Annotated in this window: 19 protein-coding genes; 11 read left to right on the forward strand and 8 right to left on the reverse strand. The window is 49.0% G+C overall.

Features of this window, described 5'->3' with window-relative positions:
• Nucleotides 1-86 precede the first annotated feature (86 nt).
• The gene (locus LJ740_RS15850) at nucleotides 87-593 is read right to left on the reverse strand and encodes a GAF domain-containing protein (protein WP_229530084.1); all 507 of its coding nucleotides are present in this window, start codon (nucleotides 591-593) and stop codon (nucleotides 87-89) included.
• A 199-nt stretch (nucleotides 594-792) separates the two neighbouring features.
• Between LJ740_RS15850 and LJ740_RS15855 the strand changes: the two genes are divergently transcribed.
• Both LJ740_RS15855 and LJ740_RS15860 read left to right on the forward strand, forming a co-directional pair.
• Nucleotides 793-1,923 (forward strand): succinylglutamate desuccinylase/aspartoacylase domain-containing protein, encoded by a 1,131-nt coding sequence (locus LJ740_RS15855; RefSeq protein WP_377307073.1) that lies wholly within the window; start codon nucleotides 793-795, stop codon nucleotides 1,921-1,923.
• A 168-nt stretch (nucleotides 1,924-2,091) separates the two neighbouring features.
• Nucleotides 2,092-2,787, forward strand: a complete 696-nt coding sequence (locus LJ740_RS15860) for a hypothetical protein (protein ID WP_229530085.1) — start codon at nucleotides 2,092-2,094, stop codon at nucleotides 2,785-2,787.
• 42 nt (nucleotides 2,788-2,829) lie between these two features.
• On the opposite strand, the gene LJ740_RS15865 is transcribed toward LJ740_RS15860, so the two are convergent.
• Genes LJ740_RS15865 through LJ740_RS15885 form a run of 5 tightly spaced genes read right to left on the reverse strand, consistent with a single transcriptional unit; the run spans nucleotide 2,830 to nucleotide 6,883 of the window.
• Nucleotides 2,830-3,624: an alpha/beta hydrolase gene (locus LJ740_RS15865; protein ID WP_229530086.1), complete on the reverse strand. Its 795-nt coding sequence runs from the start codon at nucleotides 3,622-3,624 to the stop codon at nucleotides 2,830-2,832.
• Nucleotides 3,625-3,664: 40 nt separating this feature from the next.
• On the reverse strand, nucleotides 3,665-4,489 hold the full coding sequence (locus LJ740_RS15870; protein ID WP_229530087.1) for an alpha/beta hydrolase: 825 nt from the start codon (nucleotides 4,487-4,489) through the stop codon (nucleotides 3,665-3,667).
• 17 nt (nucleotides 4,490-4,506) lie between these two features.
• Nucleotides 4,507-5,736 carry a nucleoside recognition domain-containing protein gene (locus LJ740_RS15875; RefSeq protein WP_229530088.1) on the reverse strand — a complete coding sequence of 410 codons (1,230 nt, stop codon included), beginning with the start codon at nucleotides 5,734-5,736 and terminating at the stop codon, nucleotides 4,507-4,509.
• A gap of 39 nt (nucleotides 5,737-5,775) precedes the next feature.
• The gene (gene rraB, locus LJ740_RS15880; protein WP_229530089.1) at nucleotides 5,776-6,129 is read right to left on the reverse strand and encodes a ribonuclease E inhibitor RraB; all 354 of its coding nucleotides are present in this window, start codon (nucleotides 6,127-6,129) and stop codon (nucleotides 5,776-5,778) included.
• Between the two features lie 31 nt (nucleotides 6,130-6,160).
• Entirely contained in the window at nucleotides 6,161-6,883 is a 723-nt protein-coding gene (locus LJ740_RS15885; RefSeq protein WP_229530181.1) for a 1-acylglycerol-3-phosphate O-acyltransferase, read from the reverse strand.
• 237 nt (nucleotides 6,884-7,120) lie between these two features.
• Here LJ740_RS15885 and LJ740_RS15890 point away from each other — a divergent pair, with 237 nt between their 5' ends.
• From LJ740_RS15890 to LJ740_RS15900, 3 genes are all read left to right on the forward strand, one after another.
• Entirely contained in the window at nucleotides 7,121-8,302 is a 1,182-nt protein-coding gene (locus LJ740_RS15890) for an HD domain-containing phosphohydrolase (RefSeq protein WP_229530090.1), read from the forward strand.
• A gap of 134 nt (nucleotides 8,303-8,436) precedes the next feature.
• The gene (locus tag LJ740_RS15895) at nucleotides 8,437-10,821 is read left to right on the forward strand and encodes a TonB-dependent receptor (protein ID WP_229530091.1); all 2,385 of its coding nucleotides are present in this window, start codon (nucleotides 8,437-8,439) and stop codon (nucleotides 10,819-10,821) included.
• The gene (locus tag LJ740_RS15900; protein WP_229530092.1) at nucleotides 10,818-13,505 is read left to right on the forward strand and encodes a response regulator; all 2,688 of its coding nucleotides are present in this window, start codon (nucleotides 10,818-10,820) and stop codon (nucleotides 13,503-13,505) included. The genes LJ740_RS15895 and LJ740_RS15900 overlap by 4 nt, the downstream gene beginning before the upstream one ends.
• 41 nt (nucleotides 13,506-13,546) lie before the next feature.
• Here the strand turns inward: LJ740_RS15900 and LJ740_RS15905 are convergent, their stop codons facing one another.
• A complete protein-coding gene (locus LJ740_RS15905; protein ID WP_229530093.1) occupies nucleotides 13,547-14,689 on the reverse strand; it encodes a hypothetical protein in 1,143 nt (380 codons plus the stop codon).
• Between the two features lie 120 nt (nucleotides 14,690-14,809).
• On the opposite strand from LJ740_RS15905, the gene lptM reads away from it, so the two are divergent.
• From lptM to LJ740_RS15935, 6 genes are read left to right on the forward strand one after another with little or no spacing between them, the layout of a single operon-like run.
• Entirely contained in the window at nucleotides 14,810-15,043 is a 234-nt protein-coding gene (gene lptM / locus LJ740_RS15910) for an LPS translocon maturation chaperone LptM (RefSeq protein WP_229530094.1), read from the forward strand.
• Nucleotides 15,044-15,057: 14 nt separating this feature from the next.
• On the forward strand, nucleotides 15,058-16,308 hold the full coding sequence (lysA, locus tag LJ740_RS15915) for a diaminopimelate decarboxylase (RefSeq protein ID WP_229530095.1): 1,251 nt from the start codon (nucleotides 15,058-15,060) through the stop codon (nucleotides 16,306-16,308).
• A 33-nt stretch (nucleotides 16,309-16,341) separates the two neighbouring features.
• Nucleotides 16,342-17,172, forward strand: a complete 831-nt coding sequence (gene dapF / locus LJ740_RS15920; RefSeq protein WP_229530096.1) for a diaminopimelate epimerase — start codon at nucleotides 16,342-16,344, stop codon at nucleotides 17,170-17,172.
• Nucleotides 17,169-17,849: a DUF484 family protein gene (locus tag LJ740_RS15925; RefSeq protein ID WP_229530097.1), complete on the forward strand. Its 681-nt coding sequence runs from the start codon at nucleotides 17,169-17,171 to the stop codon at nucleotides 17,847-17,849. The genes dapF and LJ740_RS15925 overlap by 4 nt, the downstream gene beginning before the upstream one ends.
• 21 nt (nucleotides 17,850-17,870) lie before the next feature.
• A complete protein-coding gene (gene xerC / locus LJ740_RS15930) occupies nucleotides 17,871-18,755 on the forward strand; it encodes a tyrosine recombinase XerC (protein WP_229530182.1) in 885 nt (294 codons plus the stop codon).
• A gap of 10 nt (nucleotides 18,756-18,765) precedes the next feature.
• Complete coding sequence (locus LJ740_RS15935; protein WP_229530098.1) at nucleotides 18,766-19,482, forward strand: HAD-IA family hydrolase; 717 nt, start codon at nucleotides 18,766-18,768, stop codon at nucleotides 19,480-19,482.
• On the opposite strand, the gene LJ740_RS15940 is transcribed toward LJ740_RS15935, so the two are convergent.
• On the reverse strand, nucleotides 19,474-19,954 hold a 481-nt coding region (locus LJ740_RS15940), incomplete at its 5' end, for a GGDEF domain-containing protein (protein WP_229530099.1). The two genes, LJ740_RS15935 and LJ740_RS15940, sit on opposite strands and share 9 nt — an antisense overlap.

The following is a 19,954-nucleotide window of genomic DNA, read 5'->3' on the forward strand; positions in this document are numbered from 1 at the left end:
TGTCCTCGTACTTTAGTCATTACTCAATTTCCTGAGTCGCTGTTTTCATTATCGTCGAGTATTTCAGGTAGTAAAATTTTTCTCAGTTAGCGGGTTTCCTGATGTTCTGACAGAGAAAGCATAAAGGATTGCACCTGGTCGGCAAAATCGCGCAAAACCGCCAGTTGTTCATCGCTGAGCTCTCTTGGTACCCGGTCGATGATACACAAGGTGCCGACGCGTAAATCGGGCTGTAAAATAAGGGGGGCACCGGCATAAAAACGAATATGAGGCTCACCGAGCACTAAAGGGTTCGATCTGAAGCGATAGTCATCTTCGGCATCGGGAACGTACAAGGTCTCGTCGTGATTAATGGCATGGCCGCAGAAAGAAACATCGCGTGTCGTTTCGCAGGCATTCAGACCTACATTTGATTTAAACCACTGGCGCTTCTTATCGACGATAGTTACCAGGCATATAGGCACGTCGAAATAGGCATGGGCCGCCGCAGTGATATCGTCCAAAACCTGGTCTGGCCGGGTATCCAATATTTGTAACTGATTCACCAGTGCCATCCGTTTTGCTTCATTGTGCGGAACGTCGGGTTTAATCATGTTGCAACTCCTTCAATACTCCGGGCAACCGATAGTTGAAACCATACCCGATAAAATTCGCTATGTGTATCATACTTAAGGATTAATTGCCTCCGGTTAGATAAAATCATCACCACTCGTTTTATAATTTCAACTTGCTCTAATTGTTCTCACTTGCTATTTAGGGTGGGTACGAAAAATCAGGACGTATTGATCAGAAATGCTGAAATCTCAGGTTACCTTTAAAAAAGAATATTTGGTGGTGGCGCAGAATGTGTCCGGTCGCAATCTCAACGTGCCAGTGTACCGCTTTAAAAGTAATGTTGCTGGACCAAAAGTTTACATTCAAAGCTCTATTCACGGGGCAGAAGTACAGGGCAATGTCGTTATTTATCATTTGATTCAGGCGTTGCAGTCTGCGCCGTTAAAAGGTGAGGTGATCCTGATCCCGAACTGCAATCCGGTGGGCAGTAATCTCAAATCCGGTGAGTATACACTGGGGCGTTTTGACCCGGTAAATGGCCAAAACTGGAATCGGGCCTACCATTTTGATCAGGCATCATTAGATCAGTTTATCCAACAGGTTGATGAAAATGCTGACATTAAGCTGCTGAAAGCGCGCTTCAGAGAACATGTAAAACAGGGCATTGACGAGGTATTAGCGAGGGAATGGGGCGTCGGCCTGGCGCAACAATTAAACCTGAAACTACAGCGCTTTGCGTTTGACGCCGATATTGTTTTGGATTTACACAACGGTCCGGTATCGACCCGCCATATTTATGTTCCTGAGTACGCCCGCGAATCCGCCAGGTTTTTTAATATACCGCATGTCATCCTGATACCTAACCTGTTCGCCGGAGCCCTGGACGAAGCGACGTTTTGTCCCTGGTGGACCTTGCAACAACAACTGACCGATAAATATCCGCAACGGGACTGGCAGTTCGGTGTTGAAGCCTTTACCGTGGAAATGGGCTCCCAGGAAGTGATTGACTTTCAGGCCGGACAACAGGATGCGCAGAGTATTTTGAGCTATTTATCGGCCAAAGGGTGTTTTGCTGAGCCTCTTTACACTCCGCAAAACATGCAACGTCACACGGTGTATCTCAAAGACTATAAAATCTTGTTTAGTCAGGTTGGCGGAATCGTGGAGTATCTGGCTAAACCCGGTCAGCGGGTAAAGCGTGGAGAAGTCATGGCCAGGGTGCTGAATATCGATGAGCTGGAAGATAAACGCGCTGTCAGCGAGATAAAGGCACCTTGTGATTTGATCCCTATTTTGCATTTTCCGTCCGCCAGCGTGTTGGGTGGAACGCAATTGTACAAGTGTTTTACGCAGTACTTTGAGCTGTGATTATGGGGTGGCTTTGCTAAGGTGCGGAATGCGCAGCAGGGCAGCGCCTTCGGTTTGCTCAAAAATCCCGCTATCGGTAACAATTTAATCCAATTAGACAACAATCTATTACGACATTCATGCGACGCTCTTTTTATCATAGCCGCAGCTAATCAAAGGAGAGTATCAATGAAACACTATTTAACCTTTTCTGCGGCATTGTTGTTAGCCGCCTGTGGCTCGGATGACAATGATGAACCAACGGTTCCTGAACCTGTGGTGATCACCACAGAATTTAATGATGGCAAACAGGGTTGGGAAGCCGGCTTTTCAGATTATCCGGTGGATGATGAGGAGATCTATGAGCTGGAGGCCGAAATTGCCGATTTGCCGGATGAATCAGGCGACCAGGGATTTCGTCTGAAAGGCATGAATCGCAGCGATGATCTGTTCATGTACCTGAAGGGGCGTGTAGTGGGTCTGCATCCAAACACTGACTATACCTTGCACGGCAGCGTCTCATTCTTTTCTAATGCCGGCGCTGATTGCATTGGTATCGGTGGTGCACCTGGCGAGTCTGTGTATGTGAAGATGGGGGCCACGGAAATTGAGCCTGAGCAACTGGACTTTTACATGAACATAGACAAAGGCAACCAGTCGCAACCGGGTAACGATGCGATTGTGATTGGCAATATCGTGGCTGAAGGTGCAAATTGTGAAGGCACGGCCTTTGGTGAGAAAACCCTGGAAGTGGCACTCGAAGATGGATTTGAAGTTCAGTCTTCCGCCAGCGGCGAGCTGTGGATCATGATAGGGACTGACTCAGGTTACGAAGGACTGACCGACATGTATTACACCGAGGTGCACTTGACGTTGACCCCCTAGTGGTTATTTAAGATGTTGGCGGCTGCGCAATAGCTTGTGCGGCTAGCCAAACAACCATTTTACGGCCTGCGGGAACTCCTCTGCCCAGAACGACTCCGAATGGCCCCGGCCCGGCACGGTTTTACTGAAAATATGCGGGGTGGGATGCCCGCAGTCTACGATTTGATTCACCATATTGTGCATGTCATCCACCATGGTTTTATCTTCTTCGTTGCCCATCAGAAAATACAGGCGGCTGTCCGCCGGTAGCGGCCGTTGTCGGGTGAATTCAAAAACCGGACTGGCATACCAGAATGATGGCGACAAAATACCAGCTTTGGAAAAGATATCCGGGTAACGATGAATGGCAAAATGAGACATTAATCCGCCCATGGAGCTGCCCATAATACCGGTGTTGTTGCGGTCAGGGCGTGTCCGGTAATGCTGGTTAATATGAGGCATCAGCTGTTGTACGATAAAATCCAGATAGTGCTGCCCTTCAGCTTTACCGTAGGTGGTGTTATCCCAGGCACTCAGCTCTGTAATGCGGTGCTGTTTACCATTGTCTATGCCCACCACAATTAATTCCAGTTGCTGCTGATGGGCCATCAGGTTCAGGCTTTTATCCACCCGCCACTCTCCGGAGTAGGCGCTGGCCTCATCAAATAAATTTTGCCCGTCGTGCATGTACAACACCGGATAATGCTTGTCTGATTGCTGGTAGTCGGGGGGCAGATAAACCCGTACCGTGCGATCCCGGTTCAGACCCGGTATAAAAAAGTCCGGCGTAATAATGTGCACCTGTGCTGAGGCTGTGCTCCATTCCATTTCCGGGTTGTGGTTATCAGTGGCGCTCACAATGACCTCACAGTGTTACCTATGTTTCAGTGTAGAAGATTCACAGTGGCCTGAACAGCCATGTTATCGCATCTGAAAAGTGTGCTCGCCAAAAGGCTTCGTTGTGTTTCCCCTGCGCAATGACTTTAGCCTGGATATGCTGGTTTGGGTGCCCTTCTTCTGATAAAAGTTGGGTCATCTTGTGCATCGGCTGCACCATATCCTCACCTTCCAGCTCACCGACGATAAAATACAAACGGTGGCTTTTGGGCAGAGTGTGCTCCCGGGTAAACTGAAAAACCTGCGGGGCGTACCAATAGGAGGGCGAGAAAATCCCGGCTTTGCTGAAAACTTCAGCATGGGAGAATAGCGCATAGTGACTGGCCAGGCCTCCCATCGAGCTACCCATGATGGCGGTGTTTTCGGCATCCGGCATGGTTTTGTAATGCCGGTCGACATAGGGTTTAACCAGGTTAACGATAAAGTCAGTGTAGTGTTGTCCTTCTCCCTCGCCATATCGCTCGTGCGACCAGGCACTTAGCTCTGTTGTGCGATGTTCACCGCCATTGTCTATGCCTACCACAATCAGCTGTAAATCTGATTCTTTTGCCAACGCATTGAGATGTTCGTCAACTTGCCATTCACCGGCGAATGCCGTGCTGTCGTCAAACAAATTTTGGGCATCGTGCATGTATAGCACCCGAAAACGCCGTTCTGGCTGGTAATAACCGGGCGGCAGGTAAATGCGCACAGTGCGGTCGCGCTGTAACACCGGTATGGTCAGTGGCTGCTCAACTGTGTGCCAGCTTCCTGCTTTAGGTAGTTCTGTGGCGAAACCGGTGCTACACAGTAAAGGTAAAAGGCATACAAGTAACAAAATACGCATAATCATTCCTGTTGGTACTATGCAAAAAATACGCTGGCTACCACAATACCCACGATGATGGCGGTGGCGTCGGCAATTAAGGCGCAGGGAATAGCATGGCGGCTGTGTTTTATGCCCACAGCGCCAAAATAAACCGCCAGCACATAAAAGGTGGTTTCGGTTGAGCCCTGAAAAATTCCTGACAATCTTCCGGCGAAGGAATCTGCGCCATGCACCTGCATGGTTTCAATCATCATGGCGCGCGCACCGCTGCCGCTCAGCGGCTTCATCAGAGCGGTAGGCAGTGCATCCACAAACGCGGTAGACAAGCCTGCCAGCGACACCAGCCAGGCAATTGCATCCACCACCAGTTGAATTGCACCACTGGCGCGCAATAAGCCGATCGCCACTAACATCGCCAGTAAATAGGGGATCAGATTGATGGCCTGTTGAAAACCTTCTTTGGCGCCTTCGATAAACAAATCATAGGTGTCCAGTTTTTGTCGCCAGGCGCTAAACAGGACACCCACCACAAAACAGAAAATCAGTAGGTTTGCCAACAGCGAAGATTGCGGGCCAACCAGGGCCGCAGGCAAACTCACAAAATACACCAGCAAGCCGCCCATCAGGGCAAAAAACAGCGCGCCATAAAGAAGCACCGTTTGCTGCAGAAGATTAATGCGCTGCACCAAAGCCACCGCGATCAGCCCCGCAATTGAGGAGCAACTGGTGGTGATTAGTATCGGTAAAAATACATCGGTGGGGATTGCTGCACCCTGTTGCGCCCGGTACACGAACACAAACACCGGAAACAGGGTAACAGAGGAGGTATTGAGTACCAGAAACAAAATTTGCGCGTTACTGGCGGTGGTTTTGTTGGGATTCAGGGTTTGCAAATCCTGCATGGCTTTAATGCCCAGCGGTGTCGCAGCATTATCCAGTCCCAATGCATTGGCAGACAGGTTCATGGTGATTGACCCAACGGCCGGATGATTAGCGGGGACTTCAGGCATTAAACGTTGAAACAGGGGGGTCAGTAACCGGGACAACCTGGCTATCCAGCCATTGTGCTCGGCAATTTTAAAAATGCCCAACCAAAGGCATAAAGCACCCACCAGTCCCAGGGCAATTTCTACTGTGACCTTGGCCATGTCGAACATGGCACTAACCAGTTCAGTAAAAATGGCCTGATTACCCAGCACCAGCCATTGGTAAAAACCGCAGAAAGCGGCAATAAAAAAGAAGGCTAACCAGATGAGATTCAGCACAGTTTGCTCTGCTATCGCTTGTGCGTGTTCAGCGCACAACTACTCCACAAAATAGGTGCCCCAACCGTCGTAAAACACTTTGTGCTTTTCCGCGATGCTCACCAATTTACTGGTATCGGCGTTAATTTGCTCCAGGTCCAGTGATCTTTCTGCGATTGCATCAAAGCTAAAGAGTTCATCACCGTCGTCTAAAATCAACTCTTCGGCGTCAGTAACTTCAAACCCTGCTTTGTAAGCGTCGACTGCCGCCTTTTCCAGCAATGCGAAATCCTTGCTGGCAATGTGGTGCTCTATGGTATGGGGTTTATCGGCAGCACTGCCGTCATTAATCAGCGCTTCGAGGGTTTCCTGGTTAAATTGATACCAGTCTTGCAGGCTATTTGAGTGTGGCATAGCGATCTCTTGAGTATATTTTTGCGTAAGTTTAACGCGCTTTTGTCAGCTGTGCGACTTCGTTATTGACCTGATCAAAGTCTTCGATCATTTTTTCCCGCAACAGTACTGACCATTCTTTGATGCCGCGGCTGTCATCCATATATATCGGCTCGCTGATTTGGATAATCAGGGTGCCATTGTCCCAGCGATTTAAATCAACTTTGTCAATCAGGTTGCTGGCGCAGACTCTTACCACCGGCATGTTTACGGCATCTGCGATGCGAAAGGCACCGGTTTTAAACGGCAAAATGCCGCGCCCATAGCTGCGGGTACCCTCCGGGAAAAACCACACCGAAATACCGCGCTTTTTTATTTTTGCCACCGTAGAGCTGAGAGTGTCTGCTGCCCGTGTTGCGTTTTTACGATCTATGAGGACATTGCCAGAGAGCCAGTACAACCAGCCAAATACCGGAATAAATACCAGACTTTTCTTACCGACTGAAACCGTACCCGGCATGACGGCCTTGCAGATAGTGATTAAGTCATAACTGTTCTGGTGATTGGCGATATAAACCACAGGTTCATTGGGGACATTTTCTTTGCCCTGCACCACCACTTTAAGGCCCAAAATACGGGACATAATGCCGTAAACCATACTGCAGGAATACACATTGTTGCGATGCATGGGACGCAAAAGGCAAAAAATAATGAGGATCCCGTTAATAAGGAGAAAGCTGATAAACAAAGCAATAATGCGCAAGATGGCTAACAAAATGATTTCCAGTGTCGTCAAAAGGCTGCATAGTATAGCGTTTTTTTTGCTAAATCATGTCAGATGAGCAGTAAATTTACAGCGCAACTTTGCGCGCTTATTCTGGTCATGCAAAGATTGACGATTTAACCTATACTCGTTGCAGGACCTGTGGTTAAGTGCACAGGATCACATTTGAACTATTTTGTACAACAAGCGACGCAATAAAGAAACAACAAAAACAGGGCTGTCTGATTAATGCAAACCTTTACCCATGACGATTTGGACGCAGAGATTTTAGGCGATCTCCTTGAAGAGATTAATGAGCTTTACGAAGCCAGTGAACAAACCTTAATCGAGCTGGAATTAAAGCCCAAAGACAACGAATTGCAGCGCGCCCTGTTTCGCTCGATCCACACCATCAAAGGGGATTTAGGGATGGTGAATTTTTCACCCCTGATCCCGCTGCTGCAGCATGTTGAAGACTTACTGGACTTCCTGAGAAACGGGCAGATCAATTACACCAGTACCATGAGTGATTTGGTATTGCTTACGCTGGACCGGGTAAAGTTATTTGTAGAAAGTTGTATCAGCAGTGGCACAGCACAATATGACGATCAATTATTTAAACACCTGGTACAGCACATCAGTCGGATAAAACCCGACAATGGCCCGCATCACGAAAAGCTGTTAGCCGAATCAGTACTCTTGCTGGACCCCACTTTGGATGCCAAGCCGGAAAATGATCCTCCGGCTGAGATAGCCCAGTCGGTGAATGAAGATCTGGACACCGATGATGATTCAGCAATCAACAAAGAGTCCAACCCGCTGGACTCCGACAGCACCATAAAAGTACTCAGTAAGGAACGTCAAACCGATATCGTGTTTTTCCGGGCGCTAATGGAGCCCATTGAAGCCCGGTCTATGTATTGGGCCGGACGAGGCGACAGAATTGCCAAACTGGCGTTACTCATGAATAAGATGGAAGGCAGCCCCATTGACGCGGATCAACTGCTGGTGGCCTGTTATGTTCACGATTTTGGCATGGCCTTTATGCCTCTGCACATTTTACACAAACGCGACAGGCTGGAAATTGTCGAGTTCAATCTGTTGCGCTCGCACGTCTATAAAAGTTCCAGATTGCTGGAACACTTAGATCAGTGGAACGAGGCACGTAAAATTGTGATGCAACATCACGAGCGTTGTGACGGCTCCGGCTATCCTCTGGGACTTATGGAAAAGGATATTTGTGAAGGCGCGAAATTGTTGGCCATTTTAGATACTTTTGATGCACTAACCCATCAACGGGCCCATGACACCCATCGCAAACGCCCGAAAAAACGCGCCGTTATCGAAATGAACAACATGCCAGAAGGCCAATACAGTCAGCGTTGGATGGCGGTGTTTAACAAAGCTATGGCCAGTTTATTAATGAAATAAGCTGAAAATTGAAATTGGTGCATTTATTTACCTTGTGCAATGATATACAGGTAACAGGAGAATCTGCTTAGGGAACGACTGCCTTAGGGAGTTGCGGGGATTCGGGTAATCGTGCGTTGGGAGACGGGGTTATTGTGTTCAAAAACATAACTTATGTTATCGGTTGCATGGTTGTACTGAGCGGGGCTGACGGCATTGCTCAGGATGCAGAGTTGGAACGCATTGAAGTGACTGCGCAAAAACGCATTCAGTCGGTCCAGCAAGTGCCCTTGTCTGTTTCTGCTGTGAATAATCGCACCTTAAACGCCTTTAAGATCGATCAGGCCAGCGAGATTGCCGGACAAATTGTTAACCTCAATGCCAATCGCTCCATATCCGGTGTTTACAATTATTTTATTCGGGGGGTCGGCACCGATGACTTTAACCTCTCTTCTATTCCCGCCGTTGGGCTTTATATCGACGATGTCGCAATTCAAAATCCGGTTCTGGCAAACTTTAGCCTGTTGGACATAGAGCAGGTTGAAGTGCTTCGGGGACCACAAGTGGCGCTCTATGGCAAAAACACTACCGGTGGCGCTATCAAGTACATTTCAGCCCGCCCGCAGGCCGGAGACAACCTGCAAGGCAAACTCCGGGTGAATCTGGGCAGTGACGCACTGCGGCAACTGACTTCGACCCTGGCAGCATCCCCGGATGACGATATCGGGTTTCGTTTAACGGCAGATACACTGCGTCAGGACGGCAGGCTTGATGCCAGCCATGTGGGCAATGACACGCAGTTTCACAATACCGATCGGCAAGGTTTTAAAGCACAGGTGCGGTTTGATGTCACCGAGGACAGCCATTTTCAGGTGGCCTTGTATGGTGGGCGGCAACAGCAAATTAGTGCGGTAAAAACCTTTATCACCGCCAGCGATGAAAGTGGCCTGATTGACCTGGACGCATACGATTTACAGAAAGTGACCAGTCAGCTGATCAACCCCAGAGACAATATCGAAGCCTATGGCGGCTACCTGCTTTATCGCCAGCAATTTCCGGGGGTTGAATTTAAGTCCACGACGTCCTTTGAGATTGCTGACAGTGAGCGCATGGATGACTGGGGAGCACAGGGGGCACCATCCGGGGTAGCGCAGGTGATTACCTATAACTCCACAGACACCCGTTCTTTTTCACAAGAATTTCAGTGGCTGTCACCGCTAAGTGCAACAGGACATTGGTTACTGGGCGTGCTCTCTACGCTGGAGCAGGGCGATATTTTACAAACTGCGTTCATCGACCCGGTAGGTCCTGGACGCCCGGATGATGCTATTGATGACGCAGGGCAGGGGCCCTTGTTTGATCGCGGCGCGCTGGTGAACAATGATATTGTGTCATTGTCAGGGTATGGTCACCTGGAGCAGGCTATTGCGGAACAAACCCTGCTTGGCATCAGTGGTCGTTGGACCCTGCAGCGCCTGACACCCACAGTGAACAGCGCCGGGATGTTGATGGATGCCGAAGACATGCCTTTTCCCCTGGGCTCTTTTGGTTGGTATAGCCTGGGGAATCCGTCGTTTGAAGTGCAACGGGATTATGCGGGATTTGCCGTGATTGATAATTTTTATCAGGCCAACCAGGGCATACCCGCGAACGCGGATATCAATCGCACATTTCGCGAGTGGGGTGGAAAGCTGTCACTGATGCACGATTACTGCGAAAACCTGCGCTTCTATGGTTATCTGGCCAAAGGTTATAAAATGGGTGCGGTTAACTCAAATCCTACAACAGCCGCCTATACCGCTTTGCTGGACAGTGTGGTCTCACCGGAACGGGTTGTCACCGCAGAGCTGGGTCTCAAATCTGAATGGCTCAATGACCGATTGCGCTTTAACCTGTCTTTGTTTAACAACGACTGGCAAGATTATCAGTTTTTTCTGGTTTACAACCCCGGTAATCCTGCTGATTTGTTTGCTTCGCTGGTGAATTTGCCCGGGGCCAGAACGCGTGGCTTTGAGGCAGAGCTGAGCGCTTTGTTACCCTCAGATATTACCCTCAAAGCCGGACTGGCGTACGTCGATGCCAAAGTCACAGAAGCCGAACTGGATACCCGCGCGATTGCAGAACATCTGCAAAGCGGTTTTCAAAACTCAGTAGTGGTAGGGAATGCGCTACCCAACACGCCCCCCTGGACTGCCAGCATCCTGCTGCAACAGAGCCTGACCGGAGAATACGGCACGATGAACTGGCATCTGCACTACAATTTTACAGACGCCTACATTCACGCGTTGGCGGGTAATCATTCTGAGGTTTGGCAGCACAACTTTTCTGAATCAGCAGTGCATTTACTGCACGGTGGGATCAGTTTTACGCCTGCCAGTTATCCCAGGGTGAATTTGTCTGTCTGGGGGCGCAACCTGACGGATGAGCAATATTGCAGCGAGCGCGCCACTATTCCTGGCACCAATGTGGATACCAACCGGCTTTGCGCCCAGGGCGCATTTCGCGAATTGGGTCTTGGCATCGAAGTGGTTTTTGAATGAGCCTGTTTACACCTGACAATGCCACCCGGATACAGCCGCTTGTTGCGGCAATATTGGTGTTTGTTGTTGGCTTGCTGTTGACCCTGGGTTACGCGATTAATGAGCAGCAAGCGATTACCGAGAAAAATATCACACAGTTGCAGAGACGCGCTGAGTTGCGTGCTGCCGACATCGAAGCCAGCCTAAAACGCGCCCTGTATCAGGTGGAGTCCATCGCTAACTTTTTTGCCAGTTCAGAATGGGTGAGTTTTAGCGAATTTGCCGGATTTGTTGAGCAAATTTATCCGGAATTTCCACAGGGACGCCGGGTTTCCATTCTGGCAAACGTCACTGACGAGCAGCTACCGCCATTGCTGCAAAAGCTCAGGAGTAACGAAACGGCGGAGTTTCGCGATTTTCAGCCGTTTAGTTTGCAAGGCGGACAGAAAGCCCCGCTCGTGGAAACCGCAAACAGCAGCATTACGTTTATTCAGTACACATACCCGGCCATTGCGCGGGATGACTTTGTCGGCCGCCAGATGACCGAAAACCTGCCTCTTGGGCCTTCGATTTTCCGCGCTATTCGCAACCGACACAATACCGTGATTGGTTTTTTTGAGCCATTGCAGGCCATCACCCAAAGTCCGTTTTTCGTGCATATTTCGCCAATAATGAGTAAACAAACGGACCATGAACAACAGGTGGCTGGCCTGGTGACTTCCAGTCAGTATCTGAACGATGTGTTTGAAACCACGGAAATGAATATCGGACAAACCGCCTTTCGTTACGCGCTGGCTGATGCTCAGGGTAAGGTATATTATTTCCCTGAGGACAGCATTGAACAACAGGCTGCGCCGGTTTTGTTGTCATCGGACTATTACAGTGAATTCAGTCTGCAGGTTTTTGACCGCCACTGGACCCTTTACGTGATCCCCAATGAAAGTCCGCAGCAACAATTGTGGCAACAAGGCATTATCTTGTTAACCGGCACCTGCCTGGCAATTTTGCTTGCGAGCATCGTATACCTGAATCTGACGCTGCGCGTTCGTCTGGAGAAAAAGGTGGACGAAAAAACGCGAGATCTCAATGATGCCGTTGAAACCCTGCGTAAACAGCGACAGCAACTGCATCAACAGAACGAACAACTTGAACAGGCGGTCCATGATGCCCAGGAGGCCGCACGGGCTAAGTCCAGTTTTCTGGCCAATATGAGCCATGAGATTCGGACTCCTTTAAACGGGGTAATTGGGCTGACCCAGTTACTGCAAAATACCCACCTGGATGCGCAACAAACGGGCTTCTTAAGCAAAATGGAGTCGGCCGCCAGGCATTTGCTGATTGTTATCAACGATATTCTGGATTATTCGAAAATTAGTGCCAATTCAATTGAGCTGGAGCAGATCCCGTTTTCTTTGATGAGCGTGCACGACTTTTTGCAGACTAATTTTGAACAAACTGCTCTGGATAAAGGGATCGACTTTTGTCTTGATATCGATCCGGATGTGCCACTGGATTTAATAGGGGATCTGGTCAGATTAAATCAGGTGCTACTCAACCTTTGCTCCAATGCCATTAAATTTACCAGTCAAGGCGGTGTCAGAGTGACAGTTACCGCGCAGGCAGCAACCAATCCAACCCTGAGTGAGGCGGTCGAACTGCAATTTGTCGTGGCAGATACCGGTATTGGCATGAGTCAGGAAACCATTAGCGGGCTGTTTACCGAGTTTTCTCAGGCTGATACCTCTACCACCAGAAAGTATGGCGGAACCGGATTGGGGCTGGTGATCAGTCAGCAATTGTGTCGACTGATGGGAGGGGATGTAACAGTAACCAGCCAGATAAATCAGGGCAGCCGCTTTGTGGCCAGTGTGCAGTTACTCAGAAATAATCGGGTAGTGTTAGCGGATGAGCGCGACTACAGCATGGCAGAACCCAAAACGATACTGGTGGTGGATGACAATGTTCTGGCGCTGAAAGAAGTGGCTGCCACCCTTACCAAAGGTGGCGCCAGAGTGCTGATTGCCAAAAGTGGCAAACAGGGATTAGCGCATTTTAAAAAGAGCGAAATTGATATCGTCATTACCGACTGGTGTATGCCGGAGATGGATGGCGAAGGATTTCTCAAAGCGGTACTGGCGCAGGGCTGGACGCCAAAAATTATAGTGATTACCGCGTATGATGTTGCGGTAGTAAAACAAAAAAGTGACGGTCTTAAGATCAGTACTGTACTGCAAAAACCTTGTCCGGCCAGCCAGCTGTTTGACGCCATCACAACAACCTCAGGCGGTGATGAGTTACCTGCGAAACCGGTCTCTACAGAGCTGCACAATTTGCGAATTCTGGTGGCAGAAGATAATGCCATCAATCAGGTGGTGATCGAAAATATGCTGCAGAACGCCGGGGCAAAATGCCAAATAGTTTCTGATGGGGTTGAGTGCCTTGAAACCTTAAAACGCGATAGCGAATTTGATTTAATTCTCATGGATATTCAGATGCCGGTACTGGATGGTGTGGCTGCAACCCAGAAAATACGTGCAGATAACAATCCCGCTATCGCACAGCTACCAATTATTGCGCTAACGGCCAACGTGATGAAAGATGACGTAGACCACTATATTGCCCATGGCATGAACTCTCATGTGGCAAAACCCATAGACGCAAATACCCTGTATCAGGTTATTCAACGCACTTTGGTCACTGCATAAAGGGGCACCAGCTCACTGAGTGAATCCAGCACCCGGTATAGTCACACCACTAAATCAATCTGCTGCAGGCTACCCACGGTGCCGTTATTGTTGATGAACAAACCGCTGGAACGCACTTTGGCCTGTAGTTGATTGTCTGCGTCTTTGATATCAAATGGACTGGCTTGTTGACCTAAGTACAGGGCACCAATACCCAGTTCGCTGATATTGCTGAGTTGATCTTCGCCCAGGGCATTTTTTTGATAAAACTGAAGTCGGGAAAATACACTGTCACCGGCGTCAATAAAACCATTTTGATCTTCATCATACTGCGCCAGTTCAGCGAAGCCATTACCGGTTTTTGCACCAAACAACTCACTGCCATCATCGATCAGGCTGTTGTTGTTACGATCCAGGGCCAGAAACCCAGACTGACCGGTGGCAAAATGAATAGTATCTTGCTGACCATCCTGATCCAGATCGAACTGGTGAGTTCGCTGGCTTAGTGAAACGGATGCGCCCTGAAGATTGATAACCAGAGGATCAGTCAGTTCAATTTCACCTATTTTCATTTCCAGACTGTTGGCCTGATAAAAGCTGCGTTGCGTAAATTGTTGTAATTCCAGTTGAATGGTCTCACCGGATTGCAGCGTGACTTCGCCGCTGGCAATAAACAAGGACGACTCGTCTTCCTGATAGCTTTCCTGATATTGATAAATCAACTCTGCGGTGGAGCTTGTTGGCGGCCGTTGGTTGTTGCGACCATTACTTACAGACTGATCCGGACTTTCTTGCTCTTCCTGCAAATGGTGCAGATGAATTTCCCGTCCGATAAAACTTTCCACAACGGATTTTAATTGCCAGATTTTGGCGTCCAAATGACTGTCGCTGAGCTCATCTTCCTCAGGACGCAAGAAGGCTGTGAACCCCTGCGCGCGATTACCGGCTTGTTCTATCTGCGCCGCCAAAGCTCTTCCTCTTTGCGATAAATCAGTGACAGGCGATTGCGGCTTGTCATTTGCCGAAATACCTAAAGCTTGTTCAGAACGCTGAATATCTGTCCGCTCAGAAAGTAAAACGGTGCGGGTTGCCGGGTCACCTTGCTGTTGTGCTGCGCGCTCCGCCAGCAGTGTTTCGCTTTTAGTGTAACGTTCACTGCGTTCATGCTGATGAGCGAACTGGATTTGGGCACTTTGCACTTGCATAAGATTTTTCGATACAGTGAAGTTTTGTTCCGGATTAGTTTTTAATCGGCACCCCAGGGGCCATTTTTATACAGTGTCAGAAAATTTTTTTATTTATGCGAGTTGGATATAAAGTTTTATTTGGAAATCGGCCAGGGCAATGAGAATATGGCCCTAATTATGATTTCCAGACTCAAAAATCACATGCGAAAGTGTTCTTTTATCCTCCTCATGCTCTGCCTGTTGACCGCCTGTGGCCAACGTGGCCCGCTATTTTTACCAGAAGAAGCCACCCAGAATCAGAGCGACAATGCCAATCCGCCTGTTCCTGCTGCTGCAAGTGAAGCCGCTGAGTCGGATCAACCCAAAGAGTAACAACAGGGATTATTATGGATTTTTTTCAATATCAGAATGAGCAATTGTTTGCTGAAGAGTTGTCTGTTGCAGACATCGCTGCGCAATATGGTACGCCCTGTTATATTTATTCCCGCGCCACCATAGAGCGCCACTGGCAGGCGTTTGATAAGGCGGCAGGCAAACAACCCCATTTGATCTGTTACGCGGTAAAAGCCAATTCCAATCTGGGGGTGTTGTCGGTGATGGCAAAACTGGGTTCCGGCTTTGACATTGTGTCCGGTGGTGAATTGCAAAGAGTCATTGCCGCGGGCGGCGATCCGAAAAACGTGGTGTTTTCCGGTGTGGGGAAAACGGAAGAAGAAATTCTGTTGGCCCTCAGGCACAATATTTATTGTTTCAACGTAGAATCACCTGCGGAATTGTCGCGCATTAATAAAGTCGCGGCAGAGCTGGATGTTAAAGCTCCGATATCCATTCGCGTTAACCCGGATGTAGACGCCAAAACTCACCCTTATATTTCCACCGGACTGAAAGCCAATAAATTCGGCATTGAGCGCGAACAAGCCATTGCTATTTACCAGCAGGCGGCTGCAATGAGCCACCTGGAAGTCAAAGGTATTGATTGTCACATTGGCTCTCAGTTAACTGATCTGGCGCCCTTTGTGGATGCTCTGGACCGGTTACTGGCATTAATCGACGAACTTAAAGAAAAAGGCATTCACATCAGTCATCTGGATGTTGGTGGCGGTCTCGGTGTACCTTATCAGAATGAAACACCGCCGCACCCTAACGAATACGCCGCGGCATTAGCGCAGCGCTTGCAGGGCAGGGAAGAGCTAACCCTGGTATTTGAACCCGGTCGCGCCATTATGGCAAATGCCGGCATTCTGGTGACGAAAGTAGAATTTCTGAAATCCGGCGCAGAGAAGAATTTTGCGATCGTAGATGCTGCCATGAATGATCTGATCCGACCGGCGCTGTACTCTGCCTGGATGAATATCATTCCGGTGGATAGCGGTTTGCAGCGGGAAAAGGCAGTATACGACGTGGTCGGTCCGATTTGCGAAACCGGTGACTTTCTGGGTAAAGAGCGGGAACTGGCTATTGCAGCAGACGATTTATTGGCGGTCAGAAGTGCCGGAGCCTATGGCTTTGTGATGGCTTCCAACTACAACACCCGCGCTCGTCCACCGGAGCTTATGGTGGATGGGGATACACTGCATTTGGTGCGCGAGCGGGAAACTTTACAAGAGTTGTGGAAACTGGAACGTAAACTCCCGTAATATAGACCTAATAGAAGTTTTCGAATTAATCACATGTTAGTGCAGTTTTCTAAAATGCACGGTCTGGGTAATGATTTTATGGTTGTTGATAACCTCACCCAGAACGTATTCTTCTCAAAAGAGAAGATCGCACAATTGGCCGACCGGAATTTCGGTGTGGGCTTTGATCAGATGTTGCTGGTGGAGCCGCCCTACGATCCGGATCAGGATTTTCATTACCGCATTTTTAATGCGGATGGCTCCGAGGTAACACAATGCGGTAATGGCGCCCGTTGTTTTGCCCGGTTTGTCAAAATGAAAGGCTTAATTAATCGCAACAAAATCTCGGTCAGTACCAAAAACGGTCGTATGGTATTGTATCTGGAGAACGATGGCATGGTGACGGTCAATATGGGGCGACCCAATTTTGAACCGGCGGCGGTACCTATCAAAGCCAACAAACAGGAAAATATCTACCTGATCCGGGCGGAGGAGCATACGGTGATGGCCGGCGCTGTTTCCATGGGTAATCCCCATTGTGTGATGGAGGTGGATAATGTTGACAGCGCACCGGTAGAATCCCTCGGCCCCTTACTGGAGACTCATGAACGCTTTCCGGAAGGGGTTAATGTGGGCTTTATGCAGATTGTTAACCGCAAGCATATTCGCCTTCGCGTATTTGAACGGGGTGTCGGTGAGACATTGGCCTGTGGCAGCGGCGCATGTGCTGCGGCGGTCATCGGACATCTGCAAGGTAAACTGGATGACAATGTCAGGGTGGACTTACCGGGTGGTTCCCTTAAAATACGTTGGCAGGGTAACGATACAATGATAAAAATGACAGGTGCCGCAGAACACGTTTTTGACGGCAGTATAGAAATATGACTGACACTCCAAATAATACCGCCGAAATCAACACGCCTTCTGCTGACTGGTTAACACCGGAGTTGGTGAAAGACTACTTGCTGAATAATCCGGAATTCTTTATTCGTTATCCGCTACTGGCTGAAGAACTGACAATCCCCCATCAGAAAAAAGGCTCTGTTTCTCTGGTGGAGTTACAGGCAGAACAGCTGCGTGACAAAGTCACAGAGTTGCAAAAAAAGCTCACCGATCTGATGTCTGTGGCCCGTCAGAATGAAGCTATTTACCGTATCTACGCCGATCTGAATTTGCGTTTGTTTAATTGCAAACAGATAGCCGATATTCGCAATGCCTTACAAGACACCGTGTGTCAGCAACTCAAGTTAAGCGATGTGGTATTACATCTGGTGACTGACAAAAGTGGCCTGACAGACAAAGACAGACAACTTATTCTGGACAAACGCCTGAGTAAGTCGGACTTTTTCTTTGGCCGTTTAACCCAGCAGGAAAATCAGATTTTATTCTCTGCCAGTCAGCCGCAGTCTGTGGTGATTATGCGTTTGCGCCATGAAGATGAACTGGGTCTGCTGGTGATAGGCAGTGACAACGATGGTCACTTTAATCCGCAAATGGATACCTTGCTGATCACTCAGTTGCAGCAATTCCTCAGCCTTATTATCCCCACCGTACAGGATTGAGTTGTGTCAGTATCAGATGCGATGCTGACACCCATTACTGACTTTCTGGATTACCTGAAGTTTGAACGCAACTTATCTGCAAAAACCATAGAGAATTACCAAAGGCAGCTACTGGTGATAGCTGAAGGTATCAGCATTGAAGCCTGGCATCTGCTGACCGTGGCTCATGTGAAGCGAGTCCTGGCTCAGGCAAGGCGTCAGGATTTGTCACCTAAGAGTATTGCCCTGCGCTTATCTGCTTTGCGTAGCTTTTGCCGCTATCTGGTTACCCGGGGGGTGTTGACACAGAATCCCGCCAAGGCGGTGACGGCACCCAAGCAGGGGCGTCCTTTACCCAAACAACTGAACGTCGATGAAATGTCGCAATTGCTCAATATTGATGAAGAATCGGTACTGGCCGTGCGGGACAAAGCCATGATGGAGCTATCCTATGGGTGTGGATTGCGACTTGCAGAATTAACCGATCTCAATCTGAATCATATTGAAGAGGGCATGCAGCAACTTCGGGTGCGTGGTAAAGGCAGTAAAGAACGCATTTTACCCGTGGGCAAAGTGGCCCGGCAAGCGCTTAAAGCCTGGTTGAAAGTGCGTGGACAACTGATCGGCGAAGACGAACCTGCGGTGTTTGTCAGTATGCAAAACAAGCGCATATCATCCCGGCAAATTGCCAAGCGCATGAAACTCTGGGCGCAAAAACAGTCGTTGGATCAACAGGTACATCCGCACAAGTTACGCCATTCCTTCGCCACTCATATGCTGGAATCCAGCGGCGATTTACGGGCAGTTCAGGAGTTATTGGGGCATGCAAACTTGTCTACCACCCAGGTGTACACCCACCTGGATTTTCAGCACCTGAGCAAAATCTATGATACGGCTCATCCCAGAGCCAGAAAGCGAAAACCTTAGAGCGAAACCGATGAAGTATTACCGTCGTCTCAATCCGATTCAGGCCATGACCTTTGACCTGGACGATACCTTTTATGCCAATCACCCTTATATTGTGGAAGCGGAACAGCAGATGTTCGCCTTCATGCAGCAACACTGGCCGGAAACGGCATCGTTGGGTAAACCTGCCTGGCGTCAGTTTCGACGGGAAGTGGTCCGTGAAACGCCGGCCTGCCGGCACGACATGATTGCCTTGCGACGGGCAGTATTGGCTAAGATGTTTGGCGCAATCGGGCTGACCGGAGATGCACTGGCGGATGCCATCAGTCGCAGTTATGACACCTTTTACTTTCACCGCAGCCATTTCAAAGTACCTGATGAGTATGTCACCGTGCTCAAACAGTTAGCGCATAAAGTGCCATTGATGGCTATTACCAATGGCAACGTTGATATCGCCAGAATTGGTCTTGATGGGTGTTTTGAGCGGGTTTATCACGCCAGTTCAACAATGCGCAGTAAACCCTTTCCGGATATGTTTGAACTGGCGTGCCGTGACCTGAAGGTACCGGCGCAGTCTATTTTGCACGTGGGCGATAATCTGGAAAAAGACGTTGCCGGTGCTGTTATGGCGGGTTTTCAGGCCGCCTGGTATGCCGAAAACAGAACGATGAACCTGAACCGTGAACAGGCACATTTGTTGCCCCACATTGCACTCGATTCGCTGTCGGAATTATTGCAACTAATCTAGCGTCAGATGTTTGTGGCTGCTAAGTAATACACTGTTTTTACCCGATTTTTTAGCTTTGTACATGGCGGCATCGGCAGACTCAATAACTTCGATTATGCTGTCCTGACAGGAAAATTCGCTGATCCCAATGGTTACTGTAATTTTAACCAGCCGTGCTTCTGTGCCGAAGTTGTGCTTTTCCACTGCGATGCGCAGGCGTTGCATGGCTTCCAGGGCCTGAACCTGATCGGTGTCCAGTAACGCGATGACAAACTCCTCACCTCCCCAGCGACAGCAGATATCCTCTTCCCGACATTGCTCACGCATCAGGGCGGCCAGGCCACGAAGCACTTCGTCTCCTACCCGATGGTCAAACGAATCATTGATGGCCTTAAAATCATCAATATCCACAATCGCGATGGAGTGGGTGTGATCTTCACAGTTAAAGGGCGATTGATGATCGCTAAATTCATTGCTGATGGCTCTGCGATTT

The organism is Planctobacterium marinum (assembly GCF_020687805.1).
Classification (GTDB): domain Bacteria; phylum Pseudomonadota; class Gammaproteobacteria; order Enterobacterales; family Alteromonadaceae; genus Planctobacterium; species Planctobacterium marinum.